Annotated in this window: 11 protein-coding genes; 6 read left to right on the top strand and 5 right to left on the bottom strand. The window is 74.1% G+C overall.

What is annotated here, in order from left to right; genetic code table 11:
- Positions 1-380: 380 nt before the first annotated feature.
- Positions 381-947 (bottom strand): MarR family winged helix-turn-helix transcriptional regulator, encoded by a 567-nt coding sequence (locus IF00_RS0115220; RefSeq protein WP_030318311.1) that lies wholly within the window; start codon positions 945-947, stop codon positions 381-383.
- Positions 948-1,102: 155 nt separating this feature from the next.
- Between IF00_RS0115220 and IF00_RS0115215 the strand changes: the two genes are divergently transcribed.
- Positions 1,103-2,371, top strand: a complete 1,269-nt coding sequence (locus IF00_RS0115215) for an MFS transporter (protein WP_209439764.1) — start codon at positions 1,103-1,105, stop codon at positions 2,369-2,371.
- Between the two features lies 1 nt (position 2,372).
- On the opposite strand, the gene IF00_RS0115210 is transcribed toward IF00_RS0115215, so the two are convergent.
- The gene (locus tag IF00_RS0115210; RefSeq protein ID WP_030318309.1) at positions 2,373-4,025 is read right to left on the bottom strand and encodes an ATP-binding SpoIIE family protein phosphatase; all 1,653 of its coding nucleotides are present in this window, start codon (positions 4,023-4,025) and stop codon (positions 2,373-2,375) included.
- 106 nt (positions 4,026-4,131) lie between these two features.
- Positions 4,132-5,496, bottom strand: coding sequence for an NAD(P)/FAD-dependent oxidoreductase (locus IF00_RS0115205; RefSeq protein ID WP_030318308.1), 1,365 nt, complete (start codon positions 5,494-5,496; stop codon positions 4,132-4,134).
- 353 nt (positions 5,497-5,849) lie between these two features.
- Here IF00_RS0115205 and IF00_RS0115200 point away from each other — a divergent pair, with 353 nt between their 5' ends.
- Together IF00_RS0115200 and IF00_RS0115195 are read left to right on the top strand one after the other, a co-directional pair.
- On the top strand, positions 5,850-6,644 hold the full coding sequence (locus tag IF00_RS0115200; RefSeq protein WP_030318307.1) for a TetR/AcrR family transcriptional regulator: 795 nt from the start codon (positions 5,850-5,852) through the stop codon (positions 6,642-6,644).
- A 207-nt stretch (positions 6,645-6,851) separates the two neighbouring features.
- Complete coding sequence (locus IF00_RS0115195; protein ID WP_030318305.1) at positions 6,852-8,966, top strand: sigma-70 family RNA polymerase sigma factor; 2,115 nt, start codon at positions 6,852-6,854, stop codon at positions 8,964-8,966.
- Here the strand turns inward: IF00_RS0115195 and IF00_RS0115190 are convergent.
- Together IF00_RS0115190 and IF00_RS0115185 are read right to left on the bottom strand one after the other, a co-directional pair.
- Entirely contained in the window at positions 8,953-12,378 is a 3,426-nt protein-coding gene (locus IF00_RS0115190; RefSeq protein ID WP_051820277.1) for an AfsR/SARP family transcriptional regulator, read from the bottom strand. The genes IF00_RS0115195 and IF00_RS0115190 overlap by 14 nt on opposite strands.
- Before the next feature lie 408 nt (positions 12,379-12,786).
- Positions 12,787-15,012: an asparagine synthase-related protein gene (locus IF00_RS0115185; RefSeq protein ID WP_037638285.1), complete on the bottom strand. Its 2,226-nt coding sequence runs from the start codon at positions 15,010-15,012 to the stop codon at positions 12,787-12,789.
- A 569-nt stretch (positions 15,013-15,581) separates the two neighbouring features.
- On the opposite strand from IF00_RS0115185, the gene IF00_RS0115180 reads away from it, so the two are divergent.
- The 3 genes from IF00_RS0115180 to trmB all read left to right on the top strand — a co-directional run bounded on the left by IF00_RS0115180 (position 15,582) and on the right by trmB (position 19,248).
- On the top strand, positions 15,582-17,063 hold the full coding sequence (locus IF00_RS0115180) for an NsdA family TPR-like regulatory protein (protein WP_030318301.1): 1,482 nt from the start codon (positions 15,582-15,584) through the stop codon (positions 17,061-17,063).
- 153 nt (positions 17,064-17,216) lie between these two features.
- The gene (lhgO, locus tag IF00_RS0115175) at positions 17,217-18,401 is read left to right on the top strand and encodes an L-2-hydroxyglutarate oxidase (RefSeq protein ID WP_030318300.1); all 1,185 of its coding nucleotides are present in this window, start codon (positions 17,217-17,219) and stop codon (positions 18,399-18,401) included.
- A 43-nt stretch (positions 18,402-18,444) separates the two neighbouring features.
- On the top strand, positions 18,445-19,248 hold the full coding sequence (gene trmB, locus IF00_RS0115170) for a tRNA (guanosine(46)-N7)-methyltransferase TrmB (RefSeq protein WP_030318299.1): 804 nt from the start codon (positions 18,445-18,447) through the stop codon (positions 19,246-19,248).
- Positions 19,249-19,250 lie beyond the last annotated feature (2 nt).

Genomic DNA, 19,250 nt, shown 5'->3' with positions numbered 1-19,250 from the left:
TGCGTTTCCGACTCTATCAGATCTTTCCGACCCGATTTCCTCGGCGCTTTCCGGTCCCATTCGCTTTCGCTCCGGGCCCTTCCTGCGTTTCCGACTCTATCAGATCCTTTCGGTGTCTGATCCCCAGTCAGCGGGGTTTGTCTTTCCGGCTGTTGGGCCGTTCCGACGTCTCAAACTCTAGCGGATTTCCCCGGCGGCTCATAATCGAGTCTTTCGAAATGAATTTCGGCATGCCGAAATTCTTCCCGGTGGGGAGTTCGTGCTGAGTAGAGGTGCCGCTATCAGCGGCGGAGTGGTCGTCGAAGAACCGTTCCGGCTCTGTGACAACTCGGAGAACACTACGCATCCGGCAGGGGAGTGTCAAGCCCTGTCAAGCGAGTTCAGTCGAGGTCCGTCAGGCGGCCGCCGGCGTCGGGCTGCGTGAGCTCCACGCGGCGCAGGAGCCGGATGAGGATCTCGCCGAGGACGCCCCGCTCGTCCGAGGTGAGGTCCTGGAGGAGCTCTTCCTCGAAGTCCGTGGCCATGCGCATCGCCTCCAGCCACTTCGAGCGGCCCTCGTCGGTGAGCTCGACGATCACGCGGACGCGGTTGTTCTCGTCGCGGTCGCGGGTGACCAGGCCTTCTCCCGCCATGCGGTCGATGCGGTGGGTCATCGCGGCCGGGGTGAGGCCCAGTCTCTTGGCGAGCTCGCCCGGGCCGAGCCGGTAGGGCTCGCCGGCGAGGACCAGGGTCTTGAGGACCTCCCACTCGGCGTTGCTGATGCCGAGGTCGGCGAGCTGGCGTCCGTACGCCACGTTCATCCGTCGGTTCAGCCGGCCGAGGGCGGAGACGACCTTCTCGACCTGGGGGTCGAGGTCGCGGAACTCGCGCTGATAGGCGGCGATCTGTTCGTCGAGGCTCGGCTCCTGCGGAGCCTGCGGGCCGGACCGCTCGGGGTTGTCGGACATGAAGGCGAGTATCCCACGGGTCTCGTTGGCGTTGAAGTCCTTCGGTGTGTACTGTTAAGCCTCGAACTTTAGCGTTGAAGTCTTCAAGGTTCAGGGGTACACCTCTGAACCTGCGACCGAAGTGGGTGAGTGTGACCGAGGCGAGGGGCGCAGCGATGCGCCGTATTCAGGCAGGCAGCGCGCTGAGCGCGTTCGGACTCGGCTTCACCGTGCCGTACCTCTATGTGTACGTGGCGCAGGTGCGGGATCTGGGCGCGGCCACGGCGGGCATCGTCCTGGCCGTCTTCGCCATGGCCGCACTGGTGGTGCTGCCGTTCAGCGGGCGGGCCATCGACCGGCGCGGGCCCGTGCCGGTCCTGCTGGTCGCCTCCGTCGTCGCCGCCGTGGGTGCGGTGGCGATGGGCTTCGCCTCCAGCGTGCCCGCGGCCGTGGGGGCCGCGGCGCTGCTCGGGGCCGGCACGGCCGTGCTCCAGCCGGCTCTCGCCACGATGATCGTCTGGTGCTCGACGCCCGTCGGGCGCACCCGGGCGTTCGCGATGCAGTTCTTCCTGCAGAACCTGGGTCTCGGTGTCGGTGGCCTGATCGGCGGCCTGCTGGTCGACACGAGCCGTCCGGGCAGCTTCATCCTGCTGTTCTCGATCGAGGCGGCGATGTTCCTCGTCCTGGCGGCGATCGTCGGCACCGTGCGGATGCCCGGCTCTCCCGCGTTCCAGGGCGCCCGTCCCTCCGGGGGCGGCAAGGGCGGCGGCGTCCGCGCGCTGCTCGGGCACAAGGCCATGGTGCAGCTGTGCGTCCTGGGCTTCGTCCTCTTCTTCGCCTGTTACGGACAGTTCGAGTCGGGTCTCGCCGCGTACGGCACCGAGGCCGCCGGCATCCAGCCCTCGACGCTCGGTATCGCGCTGGCCGCGAACACCGCGGTGATCGTGGCCGCGCAGTTCCTGGTGCTGAAGTTCGTCGAGCGCCGCAAGCGGACCCGGGTGATCGCGGCCGTCGGTCTGATCTGGACCGTGGCCTGGCTGATCGCCGGGTACGCGGGCCTCGGGCACGGCAGCCAGGCCATGGCGACGGCTGCCTTCGTCTCCACGTACGCCCTGTTCGGGCTCGGTGAGGCGATGCTGTCGCCGACCGTGGCGCCGCTGGTCGCCGACCTGGCGCCGGAGTCGATGGTCGGGCAGTACAACTCGGCCTTCGCGCTGGTCAAGCAGCTGGCGCTGGCCGTCGGGCCGGCCGTCGGCGGGCCCATGGGAGCCGCGCTGCACGGTCCGTACATCGTGACGTTCGTGCTCTTCTCGCTCGGCATCACGTTCCTCGCAGTGCGGCTGGGCAGGCAGCTGACCCCGGAGCAGAACCAGCCGTCGCTCGCCGTGAAGCCGTCCCGGGTGGTGGCGCAGCACGTGCCCGAGAAGGAGACCGCCGCCGCCTGACCTAGTGGTCGGGCAGGGCGAACTCGCACCAGACCGCCTTGCCGCCGCCCGGTGTGCGGCGGCTCCCCCAGGACGAGGCGATCGTCGCGATGATCGAGATTCCGCGACCCGCCTCGTCCTCCGATTCCGCCCTGCGGCGGCGCGGCAGATGGTCGTCCCCGTCCGTCACCTCGATGATCAGGCGGCGGTCGGTGCGGCGCAGGCGCAGCCGCATGGGCGGGGTGCCGTGCTGGAGGGAGTTCGCCACCAGTTCGCTGGTGGCGAGGACGCCCAGGTCGCGCAGTTCGACCGGGAAGCGCCAGGACGACAGGACCCCGGAGGCGAAGGCACGCGCGCGGGGAGCGGCCTCCACGCCGCCGAGGAGTTCCAGGGCCGCGTTGTGGAAGAGCTCCGCGTCCGCCCCCTTGCGGGACGGGTGCTGGACGACCAGGACGGCCACGTCGTCGTCGTGCTCCGCGGTGACGCCCAGGGAGCGGAGCAGCCGGTCGCAGACGACCTGCGGGGTGCCGCTGGCGCCGGAGAGCGCGCGGGCCAGGGCGGCGACGCCCTCGTCGATGTCCTCGCGGCGCCGCTCGACCAGACCGTCGGTGTAGAGGACGGCCGTCGAGCCGGGCGGCAGGGCGATGGAGCCGGAGGCGTGCAGCCAGCCGCCCGTGCCGAGCGGCGGGCCCGTCGGATCCTCGGCGCGCCGGACGCTGCCGTCCTCGTCCCGGACGAGGATCGGGAGGTGGCCCGCGGAGGCGTAGACGAGCTTCCCCTCGCTGGGGTCGTGGATCGCGTACACACAGGTGGCGATCTGGCTGGCGTCGATCTCGGCGGCGAGGCCGTCGAGGAGCTGGAGCACCTCGTGCGGGGGCAGGTCCAGGCGCGCGTAGGCCCGGACGGCGGTGCGGAGCTGGCCCATGACGGCGGCGGCGCGCACCCCCCGGCCCATCACGTCGCCGATGACGAGCGCGGTGCGGCCGGCACCGAGGGTGATCACGTCGTACCAGTCGCCGCCGACGGCCGCGTCGGTGCCGCCCGGCTGGTAGGTGGCGGCGATCCGCAGGTCGTCGGGCTGCTCCAGGTCCTGTGGGAGGAGCGAGCGCTGGAGGGTGACGGCGGTCTCGCGGTGGCGGCGCTCGCTGGCCCGCAGCCGCTCGGCGGCCTCCGCGTGGTCGGTGACGTCCGCGGCGTGGACGAGGACGCCGCCACCTTCGAGGTGCGCGCTGTCCACGGGCAGGCACGTCACCGTGTACGAGCCGCCGTCCTGGGTGCGGCGGGACTTGACCGTGCGCGGCTTGCCGCTGCGCAGCACCTGGTCCATGAGGGGCAGCAGGCCGAGCTCCTCCGCCTCCGGGCAGGTGTCGGCGACGGGCACGCCCGCGGGGCGGGGGCCGAAGGCGGCGGCATAGGCGTCGTTGACGTACGCGATGCGGTGCTCCGGGCCGTACGCCAGGGCGACCAGGCCGGGGAGCCGGCCCAGGAGTTCCCGTACGGAGAAGTCCTCCAGGGCGGGTACGTCGACGGGCTCGCCGGTCGCGGCGGCCGCGTGGGCGAGGTGCTCCAGCTGCTGCGCGTACTCACCGCGGGCGGCGGGCACGGAGCCTTCGGTCCCCCGCGCCGCGCGGCGCTGTGTACCGGGGAGCCGGGCGCTCCAACGGGTGAAGTTCACGGATCTCTATGCCTCGTGGTGTCGGTGCCGTGCAGAGTCACGCTGTGCAGGTGTGAGTCCACCTATGGTCACACGTCCAGTGTGGACGAGTGCACTGACAGTGATGTCAGGACGACGGCTTGTCGCCGTGGTCGGGTGGCGGAGCGGCGGCGAGTTCGAATTCGGCGCGGGGGTGTTCCAGCGACCCGAGGGAGACGATCTCCCGTTTGAACAGGCCGGACAGGGTCCATTCGGCGAGGACCCGGGCCTTGCGGTTGAAGGTGGGCACCCGGCTCAGGTGGTAGGCGCGGTGCATGAACCAGGCCGGATATCCCTTGAGTTTCCGTCCGTAGACGTGGGCGACGCCCTGGTGGAGGCCCAGGGACGCGACGGAGCCGACGTACGCGTGCGCGTACTCCTTGAGCGGCCGGCCGCGCAGGGAGGCCGCGATGTTCTCGGCGAGGACCCTTGCCTGACGGACGGCGTGCTGGGCGTTGGGCGCGCACTCCTTGCCGGGTTCCTTCGAGGTCACGTCGGGGACGGCGGCGGCGTCGCCGGCGGCCCAGGCGTGGGCGACGCCCTCGACGGCGAGCCCGGCCGTGCAGCGGAGCCGTCCGCGCTCGTTCAGCGGCAGGTCGGTCGCGGCGAGGACGGGGGCGGGCTTCACGCCCGCGGTCCAGACGACGGTGCGGGTGGGCAGCCGGGTGCCGTCGCTGAGCACCGCGACCCGGTCCTCGCAGGATTCGAGGCGGGTCTCCAGGCGTACGTCGATGTTCCGGCCGCGCAGCTCGCGGATGGCGTACCTGCCCATCTCCTCGCCCACCTCGGGCAGGATCCGGTCGGAGGCCTCGACGAGGACCCAGCGCAGGTCCTCCGGCTTGAGGTTGTGGTAGTAGCGCGCTGTGTAGCGGGCCATGTCCTCCAGCTCGGCGAGCGCCTCCACGCCCGCGTAGCCCCCGCCGACGAAGACGAAGGTCAGGGCGGCGTCGCGGATCGCGGGGTCACGGGTGGAGGAGGCGATGTCCATCTGCTCGATGACGTGGTTGCGCAGGCCGATGGCCTCCTCCACGGTCTTGAAGCCGATGCCGTGGTCAGCGAGGCCGGGGACCGGAAGGGTGCGGGAGACGGATCCCGGCGCGATGACCAGTTCGTCGTACGTGAGGTCGACCGCGCCGGTGCCCTCCTCGGCGGTCGCGAGGGTGGAGAGGGTCGCGGTCCGCTTGGCGTGGTCGACGGAGAGGACCTCGCCGATGACGATCCGGCAGCGGTCGAGGACCCGGCGGAGCGGTACGACGACATGCCGCGGGGAGATCGATCCGGCGGCGGCCTCGGGGAGGAAGGGCTGGTACGTCATGTAGGGCTCGGGGGTGACCACCACGATCTCGGCGTCGCCGGCTCTCAGCTCGGCCCTGAGCTGCCGCTGGAGGCGCAGCGCGGTGTACATGCCGACGTAGCCACCGCCGACCACGAGAATGCGCGCAGGTTCGGTCACTGTCCCATGACGCACCGCCGTCCGTGGTTTGTCCACAGCCCCGGCAAATTGTGTGACCGGAGGGGTACGGAGGCGCGGGGTGGCGCACAAGAGGGGTACGGGCTCAACGGCGCAGGTCAGGACAGCCGCGCCGGGTTCGTCGGAGGGTCGGAATCGGGAGTGTTCCGGTCCTTGCTCCGATCGGGGGGCGCACCGTACGGAACTCCCCCTTCTGAATTGACCCGGACTCAACTATGTTCGTACTTCATCGGGGTGTCGGACGGGAGCGCGTGGACCGAAGCGCTCGTCCACCGGAGGCCCCGTTTCAGGGCGGGGAGTCTCCGGGGGGAGACATCATGAGCGGGGGAACGCTTATGCATATTCAGGATTCACGATGGCAGACGGGCGCCGGGACGGCGACCGTGGACGACGGCCCGCACGCGGGCGTCGCCGGCTCCGAGCGCAACGGCGCACCGGTGTCGGGCAGGTCCGCGCCGCTGCGGGTGGACGCCCAGCGCAATCTGGAGCATGTCCTGCGCGCGGCGCGCGAGGTGTTCGGCGAGCTCGGGTACGGGGCTCCGATGGAGGACGTGGCACGCCGCGCCCGCGTCGGTGTCGGCACCGTCTACCGCCGCTTCCCGAGCAAGGACGTGCTGGTCAGGCGGATAGCCGAGGAGGAGACCTCCCGGCTGACCGAGCAGGCGCGCGCCGCGCTCGGCCAGGAGGACGAGCCGTGGTCGGCGCTCTCCCGGTTCCTGCGGACCTCGGTGGCCTCGGGCGCGGGCCGGCTCCTTCCGCCGCAGGTGCTGCGGGTGGGCGTCGACGACGTCACGGTGCTGCCGATCGGCGGTGACTCCCACGCCGCGGACGACACGGCGCGGGTGCCGCACCAGCGGGGTGTCGGCGAGCAGACCGACGCGCGCCTGGTCGCGCCGCGGGCCGTACCGGCCGAGGAGAAGGACGACGCGGGCGCCGCGGAGCTCCTCGAGGTGGTGGGCCGGCTGGTCGACCGGGCGCGTGAGGCGGGTGAGCTGCGGACCGACGTGACCGTGGCCGATGTCCTCCTGGTCATCGCCACGGCCGCTCCGGCGCTGCCGGACGCGGTGCAGCAGGCGGCGGCCTCGACGCGTCTCCTCGACATCCTGCTCGAGGGGCTGCGCTCCCGGTAGGAACCGGCTGCCCGCGCACCGGCGCGGGCGGAGTCTTCGTGGTCCGGGCGGATCAACGAGCATGACACGAACGTGTGAGCGGTTACGCCCGGATACACGAAGTCGCCCCGGACGAGTGGTAAGTGGACGGGCCGCTTCGGCGTGCCCACGCCCTGTGGCAGGCTTGGCCGGTGTTCGGGTCCGAGCGTGCGTACGGGGGCTTCCGCGATGAGCGGTGACAGTCGGGACGAGCCGCTGGGCGGCCCCGCCGAGGCGGGCGGCCTGCCCTCCCGGCAGGTGCCGAGCCAGGGTGGGCCGGGAGGCCTCTCCGGCGCGGCGGACACGGCCGGGGCCGGTTCCGTGGGCGCGGGTTCGACGGGTGCGGGTTCGGCCGGTGCAGGTTCGGCCCACGCCGTGGGCGCCGTCGAGCCGTTCGACCCGAGCGTGCCGCAGCAGCGCGAGGGCAAGGCCTCCGGGTGGGGCACCGGTTCCGGAACGGGCGCCGGGTTCGACACGGCGCGGGCCGGTACCGCCGTCGAGGACGACCACGAGCACGACACCGTCCTCCCGCCGCCCGTCGAACTGCCGCCCTCCGACTCCGAGCTCGTCCAGCTCATGCGCGACGGCGACGACTCCGCGTACGAGGAACTCTTCCGCAGACACTCCGACGCCGTGCGCCGGTACGCCAGGACCTGCTGCCGGGACGCCCACACCGCCGACGACCTGACCGCCGAGGTCTTCGCCCGCACCCTCCAGGCGGTCCGTGGCGGAGCCGGGCCCGAACAGGCCGTACGCGCCTATCTGATGACCACCGTCCGACGCGTCGCCGCGAACTGGACGAAGACACAGAAGCGGGAACACCTCGTCGAGGACTTCGCGGTGTTCGCGGCCGAGGCCGCCCGCTCCTCCGAGGTCTCCGACCAGAATGCGTCCTTCGGGGCGGGGCTCGACCTCGGCGCCGACGTCCTGGCCATGCACGAGGCCGAGCAGTCGCTCGCCATGCAGGCCTTCCGCTCGCTGCCCGAGCGCTGGCAGGCCGTGCTGTGGCACACCACCGTCGAGGAGGAGTCCCCCAGCGAGGTCGCACCCCTCTTCGGCCTGACCGCCAACGCCACGGCCGTACTCGCCAGCCGCGCCCGCGAAGGCCTCAAGCAGGCCTACCTCCAGGCCCACGTCAGCCAGTCCCTGACGGCCGGCGGCGACTGCGCCCGGTACGCCGACCGGCTCGGCGCCTACGCGCGCGGCGGCCTGCGGATGCGCGCCGAACGCGGACTGCGCAAGCACCTGGAGGAGTGCGCCAAGTGCCGTCTCGCCGCCGGTGAGCTGGCCCATGTCAACGCCGGGATCCCCGCGCTGCTCCCGGTCGCCGTCATCGGCTGGTTCGCCGCCGGGTACTCGCTCAAGGCGGCCGGTGTCGTCGCCGGTGGCGCCGTCGGCGCGGGCGCGGCCGGTGCGGCGGCCGCCGCCACCGGGTCCTCCGGCGGTGCCTCCGGCGCCGCCGCCGCAGAGGGACTCGGCGCGCCCGCGAAGGCCGGTCTCGCGGCGGCCGTGGCCGTCGCCGCGGCCGCCGGGCTCGTCTGGGCCATGGCCGGGGATCCGCAGCCCGTGGCCGCGCCCAGACCCACCCAGCCCGTCGTCACCCCCGTCGTGCCGGCAGAGCCCGCGCCGCCGCCGAAGCCGACGCCGAAGCCCGTACCGCCGCCCCCGCCCGTGACGTCCGAGCCGCCGGCGCCCACGCCGACGCCGACACCCACGCCTCCTCCCGCCAAGCCCACGCCGAAGCCGGCGCCCGCGAAGCCGTCACCGAAGCCGACGCCGCCGAAGCCCGGTCCCAAGCCGACGCCCACGCCGACGCCCAGTGCCGAGAAGCCCTCGCCGAAGCCGACGCCTCCGCCCGCCCCGCCGAGGGTCTACCAGGTCAACGAGCTGGACTACGGGATCTTCGGCGACGGCACCAAGCCCGAGGTCGCCCTCTCCGACAGCAGCTGGATGTGGCAGCGCGACGACCTGTCCATCGGCGGCACCCCGTACGCGCACGGGGTGAGCGTCCACGCGCCCTCGTCCCTGCTGATCGACCTCAACCGGCAGTGCACGCGTTACGACGCGATCGTCGGCGTCGACGACCTGAGCGCGCTGCTGGGCGTCGGCGGCGTCCGGTTCTCCGTGTACGGGGACGAGGAGCGGCTCTGGCGCTCCGACGTGGTCCGGGCCGGCGACCCGCCGGTCCCGGTGCACGTCGACATCTCCGGACGCCGCACGATCCGGCTGGTGGTGGAGGAGCACACGCCGTTCGGGCGGGCCGCCGTCGCCGACTGGGCGCAGTCGGCGATCAGCTGCTCCTGACGCTCCCGAAGGTCCCGGGTTCGTCCGGTCCGGGCCTCGTGGCGACGGTCTCCGCGAGGGCCAGTACCTCGTCGACGCCGAGGCCCTCCCCCGCCGCCCGGGCGGCGGCGACGCCCGACGGGCCGAGCGCCGCGAGCGCCCGGTCGGTCACCGCCTGAAGGTCCCGCAGGCCGGGGACCGAGCGGGGCAGCCCGGCGCGCCAGCCCTCCACGGCCGCCATGACCGTGACCGCCAAGGTGGTCTCACCCGCCGAGGACAGGACCACCGCGAGCCCCTCCCCCAGGCCCGAGGTGACGAAGTCCGCGCACTGCGCGTCCCGCGCACCGCGCAGCGCTTCAGTGGCCGTGGCGACGGCGGACGCCCGCCCCTCGCCCGCCTCGACGCGCGCGGACAAGCCCACGAGAACCGCCTCGAAATGTGGTGGGGGCGCCCCGGTCGCGACCGTGCGGCCCGCCTCCTCCAGCTGGGCGCGGGCCTCCGCGACCTCACCGCGGTACAGGGCGAGGGCGGCCCGCAGGAAGCAGACGAACACGCCGGTGTCCCGCACGCCGTAGCGCTCCGCCTCCCGGGAGGCCTCGTCGAGACCCTTCTCCGCGGCCTCCATGTCCCCCGTCTGGTAAGCGAGTTCGGCCAGCCGGGCGAGGAGGAACGGGGACTCGGCGTGCGCGCCGACCTCACGGGCGAGCCGGAGGGCCTCCTCGTACGCCTCCCCGGCCTCCTCGCTGCGGCCGCGCAGCATGTGGGCCTCGCCCACCGCGCTCGCGATCTGGGCGCCCATCCAGCGGTCGCCGACGCTCCGGGCGAGGAGGCGGAGCTCGGCCAGGTCCTCGTCGATGCCGGGCATGCCGCCGGGCATGTCGACGACCATGTGCGTACGGAACATGAGGCTGACGCCGACCTCCCAGTCGCCGCCGTGACGGCGGCAGTTGGCGACGGCCTCGTCGAGGAGGGCGCGGACCACGGCGGGTTCCTCGGTGAGGTACGCGGTGAACGGCCAGAGCAGGCCGGGGAACCGGGCGCCCTCCGGGCCGGGCGGCTCGCCGAACGCCGACCGTACGCGGCGGGCGAGCGCGATCGCCTCCGGTTCCTGGAAGTCACCCAGCGTGCGGCTCTCGACCTCCAGGAAGAACTGCAGCATGCGCAGACGCATACGGGGCCAGTAGCGGGGGTCGTCGGGGTCGGTCGGGTCGTCGCCGAGTGCCACCGTACGGTCGACCCAGGTCGCGCCCTCGGGGCGGTAGTTGCGCAGCCACCAGAACCAGCCCATGGCGAAGACCAGGCGGTGGGCGGCGGCCTCGTCGGGCGGGGGTGCCCCCTGCTCGGGCGAGGCCGAGAGCTTGGGGGAGGTGCCGACGGCGCGGTGCAGGGCGGCGCGGATGTTGTCCAGGTCGCGCTCGATCCGCTCGATCCACGGGAGCTGCTCGGCCGAGCGGAGTCTGGGCTCGGCCGTCTCGGCGAGCGCCGTGAAGTGGGCGGTGTGGGCGGCCTCGGCGGCGGCGAGGACCGCGGGGGTCTCGGCGGCGCGCTCGGCCGCGTACTCGTGGATGGTCTCCAGGAGCCGGTAGCGCATCTCGCCGCCCTCGACAGGGGTGGCGACGACGAGGGACTTGTCGACCAGGGCGCCGAGCGGGTCCGCCGCGCGCGGGGAGAGGGCCTCCGCGGCGGCGAGGTCCCAGCCGCCGGCGAAGACCGAGACCTGGCGGAGCAGGGTGCGCTCCTCGGGGTCGAGCAGGTCCCAGGACCAGTCGACGACCGCGCGGAGGGTCTGCTGGCGGGGCAGGGCCGTGCGGGAGCCGGAGGTGAGGAGACGGAAGCGGTCGTCGAGGCGGTCGGCGATCTGGCGCGGGGTGAGCAGCCGGAGGCGGGCGGCGGCCAGTTCGATGGCGAGGGGCAGGCCGTCGAGGCGGCGGCAGATCTCGTCGACGGCCGCGCGGCCGCCCTGGGTGAGGTCGACGTCGGGGCGTACGGCGCGGGCGCGCTCGGCGAACAGGCGGTGCGCGGGGTCCGGCGGCAGGGGCTCCAGGGGGCGGACCGACTCTCCCGGGACGCCGAGGGGTTCGCGGCTGGTGGCGAGGATGCGGAGCTGCGGGCAGTCGGTGAGGAGGGTCTCGGCGAGGGCGGCGGCCGCGTCGATCACGTGCTCGCAGTTGTCGAGGACGAGGAGGAAGGGGCGGCGGGCGAGGTGCTCGACGAGATGGGCCGTGGGGTCGTCCTGGAGGGTCACGCCCTCACGGGTGATCAGGTGGACCTCGCGGAGCCGGAGCGCGGAGAGGACGGCGCCGGGGACGGCCTCGGGGTCGTCGAGCGGGGCGAGTTCGGCGATCCAGGCGGCGGGGAAGTGACCGTCGAGGCCGTCTGAGGCGTCAGGGGCGCCGGCCGGGGCGAGGACCCTCAGAGCGGCCTCTTCGGCGAGCCGTGTCTTGCCGGAGCCGCCCGGGCCGGTGAGCGTGACGAGCCGGAAGCGGTCCAGATCGGCGTGGATCGCGGCCAGCTCGGGCTCCCGGCCGACGAAGGAGGTGAGGCGGGGGCGGATGTTGCCGGGGGTGGCGGTGAGGGGGCGCGGGTGGTCCGGTGCGGGCGGCTCGGGGCGGGGCTCCCGCGCGGTACCGGGACTCTGGCGCGGGTCCGGCGGCGTCGGCCGGAGGGGGGCGGGCGGGGGCGGCCCCCAGTCGCCGCCGGTGCGGGGAGGGCCCGGGGGCGCCGTGAGGAGTTCCCGGTGGAGGGCGGCGAGCTCGGGTCCGGGATCGGCGCCCAGGGCGTCCGCGAGGGTACGGCGGGCCGACTCGAAGGCGGCGAGGGCGTCGGCGTGCCGGCCCTCGGCCCGCAGGGCGCGGATGAGCTGGGCGTGGAAGGCCTCGTCGTACGGGTACGTGGTGGTCAGCCCGGTCAGCTCCGGTACGAGTCCGTCGGTGGCGCCCCGCCGGAGATCGGCCTCGACGCGCTGCCGCAGCGCCGCGAGCCGCTGTGCCTCAAGGCGGACGCCGGCCGGGTCGGACAGGTCGGCGAGGGCGGGCCCCCGGAAGAGAGCGAGGGCCGGGCGGAGGACGGCCGCGGCCTGCTCCGGGTCGCCGGCGTCGAGGTGGGCGCCCGCGTCCTTGACCCGGCGCTCGAAGACGTACAGGTCGATGTCCTCGGGGGCGGCGACGAGCCGGTAGCCGGGGCCGGGGGTGGAGGCCACGGCGTCGCTGCCGATGATCCGGCGGAGGCGGCCGACGAGGGCCTGGAGGGCGGCGGGGGCGTCCTGCGGCGGGGAGTCCCCGTACACGTCGTCGGCGAGTTCGGTGACGGACGCGGCGCGTCCGCCGCGCAGCGCGAGCGCGGCGAGGAGCGCGCGCAGCCGGGCGCCGCCGAGGGGGAGGGGGGTGCCGCGGGGGCCGAGGGCCTCGGTGGTGCCGAGGATGAGATACCGCACCGGCTCATTGTGTCCGGTGGCACTGACGTACGCCTCGGGGTTTACCCGGGGGTGATCCTGGGGTCGCGGCGGTCGGAACTCCGCGGTGTCCAGGGTGAAGCCGAGCGGGGCGTGGAGCGGGACCTGTGTCCCCAGCTTGTGGACGGACTTGAGAGCGAAGTCGTCACGGGAGGGCTCGGTGCGCACGACGGCCTCGCCGGTCCCGCGGTCGGTCAGCGGGTGGAGTCGGTGCGCACGACCGCCTCGCCGGTCCCGCGGTCGATCGGCAGGTGGAGGGGGATGTCCGCGCGGGCATGGGCCCGGATCTTCTGACGCGGTCGCGGCCCGCGGTGGGCGGGGGCCGGGTCACGGTCCTGGGAGCGTCCACTCGAACGGGCGTGCGGGGGCGTTCCGCTGTGGAGACGGCCCTCACGCCGAGAGCGATCGCGAGGCGGGGATCAGCGGGCCCTGGACCGCGCGGGGCGGGCGGGGAGACGTCGTGTCCGTCCAGCAGGAGCCCCTGCGGGACATGAGGCGGCGGAGCCAGAGTTCGGTGGAGACGAGGTCGGCGAGGCCGTCGAGAGGGACGGGTGCGCCGTCGGCCGCCGCACGGAGGGCCTCGCGGACCACGCGTGCCTCGATCAGGCCCGCGTCGGCGAGCAGCGGGGCGTCGAAGAGAGCGATCAGGTGCGGGAGGGCCGCGCGCAGGCCCGCGCGCGTGGCGCCGGCCGGGACCGCCGGGTGGGGGGCGCCCCAGCCCGGGGGGAGGTCGTGGATGCCGGCGCCGGACAGGACCGTGCGCAGGACGCCCGCGCGGGCGTCCGGCTGGACCCGGAGCGACTCCGGGAGGGTGCGGCAGGCCCGTACGACCTGGTTGTCGAGGAAGGGGGCGTGCAGGCGCTGGCCGCGGATCTCCGCGGCCTGTTCCAGGACCCGGTGGTCGGCCGCCGCACGTGCGAGCGCGGCACGCGCGCGTGCTTCGCCCGGGCGCTGGACGGAGGTCGGCAGGGTCGCCGCCCGGTTCAGACGAACCGATACTTCAGCCAGCGCCTCCCCCGTCAGCCAGCGTGCCGCGGGCCCCGGCCGGGACCAGGTGAGCGCCGAGAGGGACGCCTCCAGGGGGCCGAAGCCGTCCGGAGCCGTGCGGTTCGCCTCCAGGACCCGCTGGGCGGCCGCCTCCAGACCCGTCCGGTACGGGGTCCGGGCCAGCTTCCGCGCCGCCCGGTACACCGTCAGCGGCACCAGGAGCGAGCCCGCCGATGTCCCCGAGGCCTTCGCGAGCGCCGTCACCGGACGCACGAGCGAGCGGCGCCTGCGGTCCATCAGGAGGTCCGCGAGGCGCGCCGGGTGGGCGTCCAGGACCTGCTTGGCGCCCATCCCGGTGAAGTGGTCGGCACTGCCGCCCGCGAGCCGTCTCCGGTGCCGTTCGGCCGTCACGAGGGAAGGCCCCGGCTCGTCCGTGAGCGGCCCGTCCAGGGCGGCGTACGGGAGCGCCTCCTCGCCGCCCGCGACGACCACGTGGTGCAGGCGCGGGTCGGCCGCTATCGTCCCGGCCCGCTTCAGCTCGTCCTCCCGGTCGGAACCCGCGCGCGTGGCCAGGTCGTTGAAGGTGACGGCGAGCAGCCGCTCCCCCGCGCCGGTGCCCTGCCCGGTGATCGTGCCGGGGACCCCGGGGAGGCCCGCCGCGAGCAGCGCGAGCGTGCCGGAGGCGCTGCCGCCCGACAGGTCGGCGCCGATGCCGGGCGCCGGGCCCGCGCCCCGGGCCGCGCGCCGGTCGGCCGGCCCCATGCCGGGCACCGGGCCCGGGTCGGGCAGCGGCGCCTCGGGGGCGTGCCGCGGGGCGGTGAGCCGCGCGCGCACGGCTTCGATCAGGGCGTCCTTGACCCCCTCGACGGCCTGCCGGGGGTCGGCCTCGGCCGCCGCGACCGCGAGCGAGGCGACCTGCTCGTACCCCGCGATCTCGCGCGAGCCCTCCCGCAGGATCAGCGCGTGGCCGGGGGGAACCCGCCGGACCCCTTCGTACGGGGTGGAGTCGCGCAGCGCCTCCGGGGTCTCCGGGCAGGCGAGCAGCGCCGCGAGATGGCCGATGTCGAGCTGGGCCTCGACCAGGTCGGCGAGCGGGAGGGCGGCGGTGGCGAAGGCGGTGCCGCCGGCCCACGCGGTGTGGAAGACGGGCCGGGCACCCGCGAGATCACCGGTGACGGTGACCCGGCGGCCGGCCTTGACGACCGCGGTGTAGCTGCCGGGCCATGCCGTGAGGTGCCGCAACGCGCCCCCGCGCGCGGTGAGCAGGCCGATCCGCAGTTCCTCGTCGCTCGCGGCGCAACAGCCGAGGACGGCGAGACGGGTGTGGTCGTCGACGGCCACGACCCGCACCTCGTCGGGGCGCCAGTCGCCGACCGCCCACAGCGGATCGGGGTCGCCCCAGAGGAGTTGTGCGCCGACCGGTTGCACCGTGCGCCCCTCGGTGGCTGCCGCGTGGCCGTAGCCGGAGCCGTGGCCGGCGCCTGATCCCGAACCGGATCCCGAGACGTACCCGGCACCCGGGCCGGAGCCGTATCCGCCGCCGTACGAGCCGCTCACCGAGCCCGCCCGGGCCGCGGCCGTCGTTGCGAAGCCCGCGGCGACACTGCTCCAGCCCACCAGCCATCGCATCGGCGCCTCCACATCCGTTTCGGTGGGAGACATGCTGCCACGACAACGGCGCACGGGGCGGAGTCCGGGTGCACGCACGCGAAAGCCGAATGCGCCCCTGGCATGGGCCAGTTGAACACCGGCGTCATTCGGCCAAATATCGCCCCTCCGCGGTGGGGCGAGAAGCGTCCGGGGCACCTGCCCACGCACACCGCTTCACACCGGCCACCGGCAGCCCGGGAGGCGCTCCCGCCTCCCGGCGCCGTCCGCCGCCCGCGGGGAATGGGGCGGCGGTATCCCCCAGCCCACTGGTCCGGGACACCTTCCCGGCCGAGCGGGCCGACCCACGCGCTACTCATGGAAGCGCTCCCCCGGCCATGCCGAGAGAGCGCACGGCCGGGCGCACGGCCACACGGCGGGAGCACGAGGCGGTCCGCCCGGCCCGGCTGTCGGCCTTTCACACAACAATCTCGCCATACGGAACACCGCCCCTTAACGGTAGGGATGCGGCGAACTACGCTGTGTTTACGAATGCCGCACGCCTATGCCCGGCGTCGTGGCGGCCGTCTGGGTTGTCGAGGGGTGGCGTCATGTCCAGGGAGCAACGCGGGCCGAACGAAAAGCTCGGCACGGTTCTCGCCCTCGCGGGAATCAGCAACGCCGGGCTGGCCCGGCGCGTCAACGACCTCGGTGCGCAACGGGGCCTGACGCTTCGATACGACAAGACCTCGGTCGCCCGGTGGGTGTCGAAGGGCATGGTGCCGCAGGGCGCCGCGCCGCACCTGATCGCCGCCGCGATCGGGCAGAAGCTCGGCCGGCCCGTGCCGCTGCACGAGATCGGGCTCGCCGACGCCGACCCCGCGCCCGAGGTGGGCCTCGCGTTCCCGCGCGACGTGGGCGAGGCGGTGCGCTCCGCGACCGACCTGTACCGGCTCGATCTCGCCGGGCGGCGGGCCGGCGGTGGCGGGATCTGGCAGTCGCTCGCCGGCTCCTTCGCGGTGAGCGCGTACGCGACGCCCGCGTCCCGCTGGCTGATAACCCCGGCCGACCCGTCGGTGGAGCGCGAGGCGCCGCGCCCGCCGGGGGCCGGAATCACGGGCGGGGGCGGGGGCGCCACGGGCGGCGCGGCGACCGCCTCGGCCGCCACCGAGCACGTGCGCGTGGGGCACAGCGACGTCGCCAAACTCCGCGAGGCCGCCGAGGACGCGCGCCGCTGGGACTCCAAGTACGGCGGCGGGGACTGGCGTTCGTCCATGGTCCCCGAGTGCTTACGCGTGGACGCGGCCCCGCTGCTGCTCGCCTCGTACTCCGACGAGGTCGGCCGAGCCCTCTTCGGCGCGACCGCCGAGCTCACCCGGCTCGCCGGCTGGATGGCCTTCGACACCGGGCAGCAGGAGGCCGCCCAGCGCTACTACATCCAGGCACTGCGGCTCGCCCGCGCCGCCGCCGACGTACCCCTCGGGGGCTACGTCCTCGCCTCGATGTCCCTCCAGGCCACCTACCGGGGCTTCGCCGACGAGGGCGTCGACCTCGCCCAGGCCGCGCTCGAGCGGAACCGGGGCCTTGCCACCGCCCGCACCATGTCCTTCTTCCGGCTCGTCGAGGCACGCGCGCACGCGAAGGCCGGTGACGGGGTCGCCGCGGCTGCGGCGCTCAAGTCCGCCGAGGGCTGGCTGGAGCGCTCCCGCGAAGGCGACGGCGACCCGACGTGGCTGGGCTTCTACTCGTACGACCGGTTCTGCGCCGACGCCGCCGAGTGCTACAGCGACCTGAAGGCGCCGCGCGAGGTGCGACGCTTCACCGAGCAGGCGCTCTCGCGGCCGACGGAGGAGTTCGTCCGCTCGCACGGGCTGCGCCTCGTGGTCTCCGCCGTCGCCGAGCTGGAGTCGGGCAACCTGGACGCGGCCTGCGCGGCGGGCACGCGCGCGGTGGAGGTGGCGGGGCGGATCTCGTCGGCGCGGACGACGGAGTACGTACGGGATCTGCTGCACCGGCTGGAGCCGTACGGGGACGAGCCCCGGGTCATGGAACTGCGGGAGCGGGCCAGGCCGCTGCTCGTCGCACCGGCGTGAGGGGCGGGGGCGCCGCTCGTCGCCCCCGACGCGAGGGGCGCGAACCGCTTCGGCATGCCCTGCGTCGGGGTGACCTGCGTCTCGTGCCGTCGCGCGAGGTTTCACGGGATTGTCAGTGGGCCAGTGCACTATCGGGGGTGGGAGGTGGCGCTGGTGTTTGACTGTGACGTGCTGGTGATCGGCGGCGGGATCGTCGGTCTGTCGACGGCGTACGCCCTGACGCGCGCCGCTCCCGGCACCCGGGTCACGGTCCTGGAGAAGGAGCACGCGCTCGCGAGCCACCAGACCGGGCGCAACAGCGGGGTGATCCACAGCGGGATCTACTACCGGCCGGGGTCACTCAAGGCCCGGTTCGCGGTCGAGGGCGCGGCCGAAATGGTCAAGTTCTGCGCAGAGTGGGACATTCCGTACGAGGTGACGGGCAAGCTCGTCGTCGCCACCGCGCGCGAGGAGCTGCCCCGGCTGCACGCGCTCGTCCAGCGCGGCAGGGAGAACGGCATCCCGGTGCGCGAGCTCGGGCCCGCCCAGATCAGCGAGTACGAGCCCCGGGTGCGGGGCCTGGCCGCGATCCACGTCGGCACGACCGGCATCTGCGACTACGGGGCGGTGTCCCGGCGGCTCGCCGAGTCCTCCCGGGCCCGGATCCTGTACGGCGCGGAGGTCACCGTCATCGACCGGCGGTCCTGGGGGGTCGCCGTCCGGACGGCGGACGGCCGGGTGGTGCGGGCACGGGTCCTGGTCAACTGCGCGGGGCTGCACTGCGACCGGATCGCGCGGCTCGCGGGCGACGATCCAGGCATGCGGATCGTGCCCTTCCGGGGCGAGTACTACGAGCTCCGGGACCCCTCGCTCGTGCGCGGTCTCGTCTATCCGGTGCCGGACCCGGCCTTCCCCTTCCTCGGGGTGCATCTGACGCGTGGCATCGACGGCGGCGTCCACATCGGGCCGAACGCGGTCCCGGCGCTCGCCCGGGAGGGGTACGGCTGGTCCGTCGTCCGCCCGCGCGAGCTGGCCGGCACGCTCGCGTGGCCCGGGTCGTGGGCGATCGCCCGGGCGCACTGGCGGTACGGCGCCGGTGAGCTGCGGCGGTCGGTGTCGAAGCGGGCGTTCACGGAGGCGGTGCGGCGGCTGCTGCCGGTGGTGTCGGAGTCCGACCTTCGGCGGGCGGACGCGGGAGTGCGGGCGCAGGCGGTGCTGCGGGACGGGACGCTGGTCGACGACTTCCTGATCCGCGAGGCGCCGCGGACGGTCCACGTCCTGAACGCGCCTTCGCCCGCGGCGACGGCGTCGCTGCCGATCGGGCGGGAGGTGGCGGGGAGGGCGCTGGCCCGGCTGTAGCCCATCGCCCGGGGCGCGGGGTTCGCCGTAGAATCGGGGCATTGTGTCTGAGCAGCCAGAGAACATCGCGCGCCCCCTCGCCGACCCCGCCGAGTCCGTACGGCCCGTCTCGCAGCGGGGCAGTCAGCGGTTCGCGCCCGGTGAGGGCCCCCTGCCCGATCCCGCCGGGTCTCATCACGAGCGGCGGATCCGCAGCTTCCAGCCGCGGCGCAGTCGCGTCACCGCCGGTCAGGCCGAGGCCCTGCTGAAGCGATGGCCCGACTGGGGTCTCGACATCGACGGCAAGCAGGTCATCGACCTCGGCGAGATGTTCGACGGGCTCCCCGTCGTCCTCGAGATCGGCTTCGGCATGGGCGAGGCGACCGCGCAGATGGCCGCCGCCGACCCCGGCACCGGCATCCTCGCCGTCGACGTCCACACCCCCGGCCAGGGCAACCTCCTCGGCCTCGCCGACCGGAACGGCCTGACCAACGTCCGGGTCGCCAACGGCGACGCGATCATCCTGCTCCGCGAGATGCTCGACAAGGACTCCCTCGACGGCTGCCGCGTCTACTTCCCGGACCCGTGGCCCAAGGCCCGCCACCACAAGCGGCGCCTCATCCAGCCCGAGTTCCTCAGCCTCCTCGCGACCCGGCTCAAGCCCGGCGGCGTGCTGCACTGCGCCACCGACTGGGAGTCGTACGCCGAGCAGATGCTGGAGGTACTCTCCGCGCACCCCGACTTCGAGAACACCCAGGCCGACGGCGGTTTCTCGCCGCGGCCCGACTTCCGGCCGCTCACCCGCTTCGAGGGGCAGGGGCTCGACAAGGGCCACGTCGTGAACGATCTCCTCTTCCGGAGGAAGTGACC

This window comes from Streptomyces flavochromogenes (assembly GCF_000717595.1).
Classification (GTDB): Bacteria; Actinomycetota; Actinomycetes; order Streptomycetales; family Streptomycetaceae; genus Streptomyces; species Streptomyces flavochromogenes.
The sequence above is the reverse complement of the archived record's forward strand: the minus strand, read 5'-3'. Positions and strand labels throughout refer to the sequence as shown.

Excerpts from the sequence above, each read along its gene's own strand:
- IF00_RS0115200 (WP_030318307.1), top strand. The coding sequence starts at position 5,850 with ATGCATATTCAGGATTCACGATGGCAGACGGGCGCCGGGACGGCGACC.
- IF00_RS0115185 (WP_037638285.1), bottom strand. The coding sequence starts at position 15,012 with ATGCGATGGCTGGTGGGCTGGAGCAGTGTCGCCGCGGGCTTCGCAACG.
- IF00_RS0115195 (WP_030318305.1), top strand. The coding sequence starts at position 6,852 with ATGAGCGGTGACAGTCGGGACGAGCCGCTGGGCGGCCCCGCCGAGGCG.
- IF00_RS0115180 (WP_030318301.1), top strand. The coding sequence starts at position 15,582 with ATGTCCAGGGAGCAACGCGGGCCGAACGAAAAGCTCGGCACGGTTCTC.
- IF00_RS0115220 (WP_030318311.1), bottom strand. The coding sequence starts at position 947 with ATGTCCGACAACCCCGAGCGGTCCGGCCCGCAGGCTCCGCAGGAGCCG.
- IF00_RS0115215 (WP_209439764.1), top strand. The coding sequence starts at position 1,103 with ATGCGCCGTATTCAGGCAGGCAGCGCGCTGAGCGCGTTCGGACTCGGC.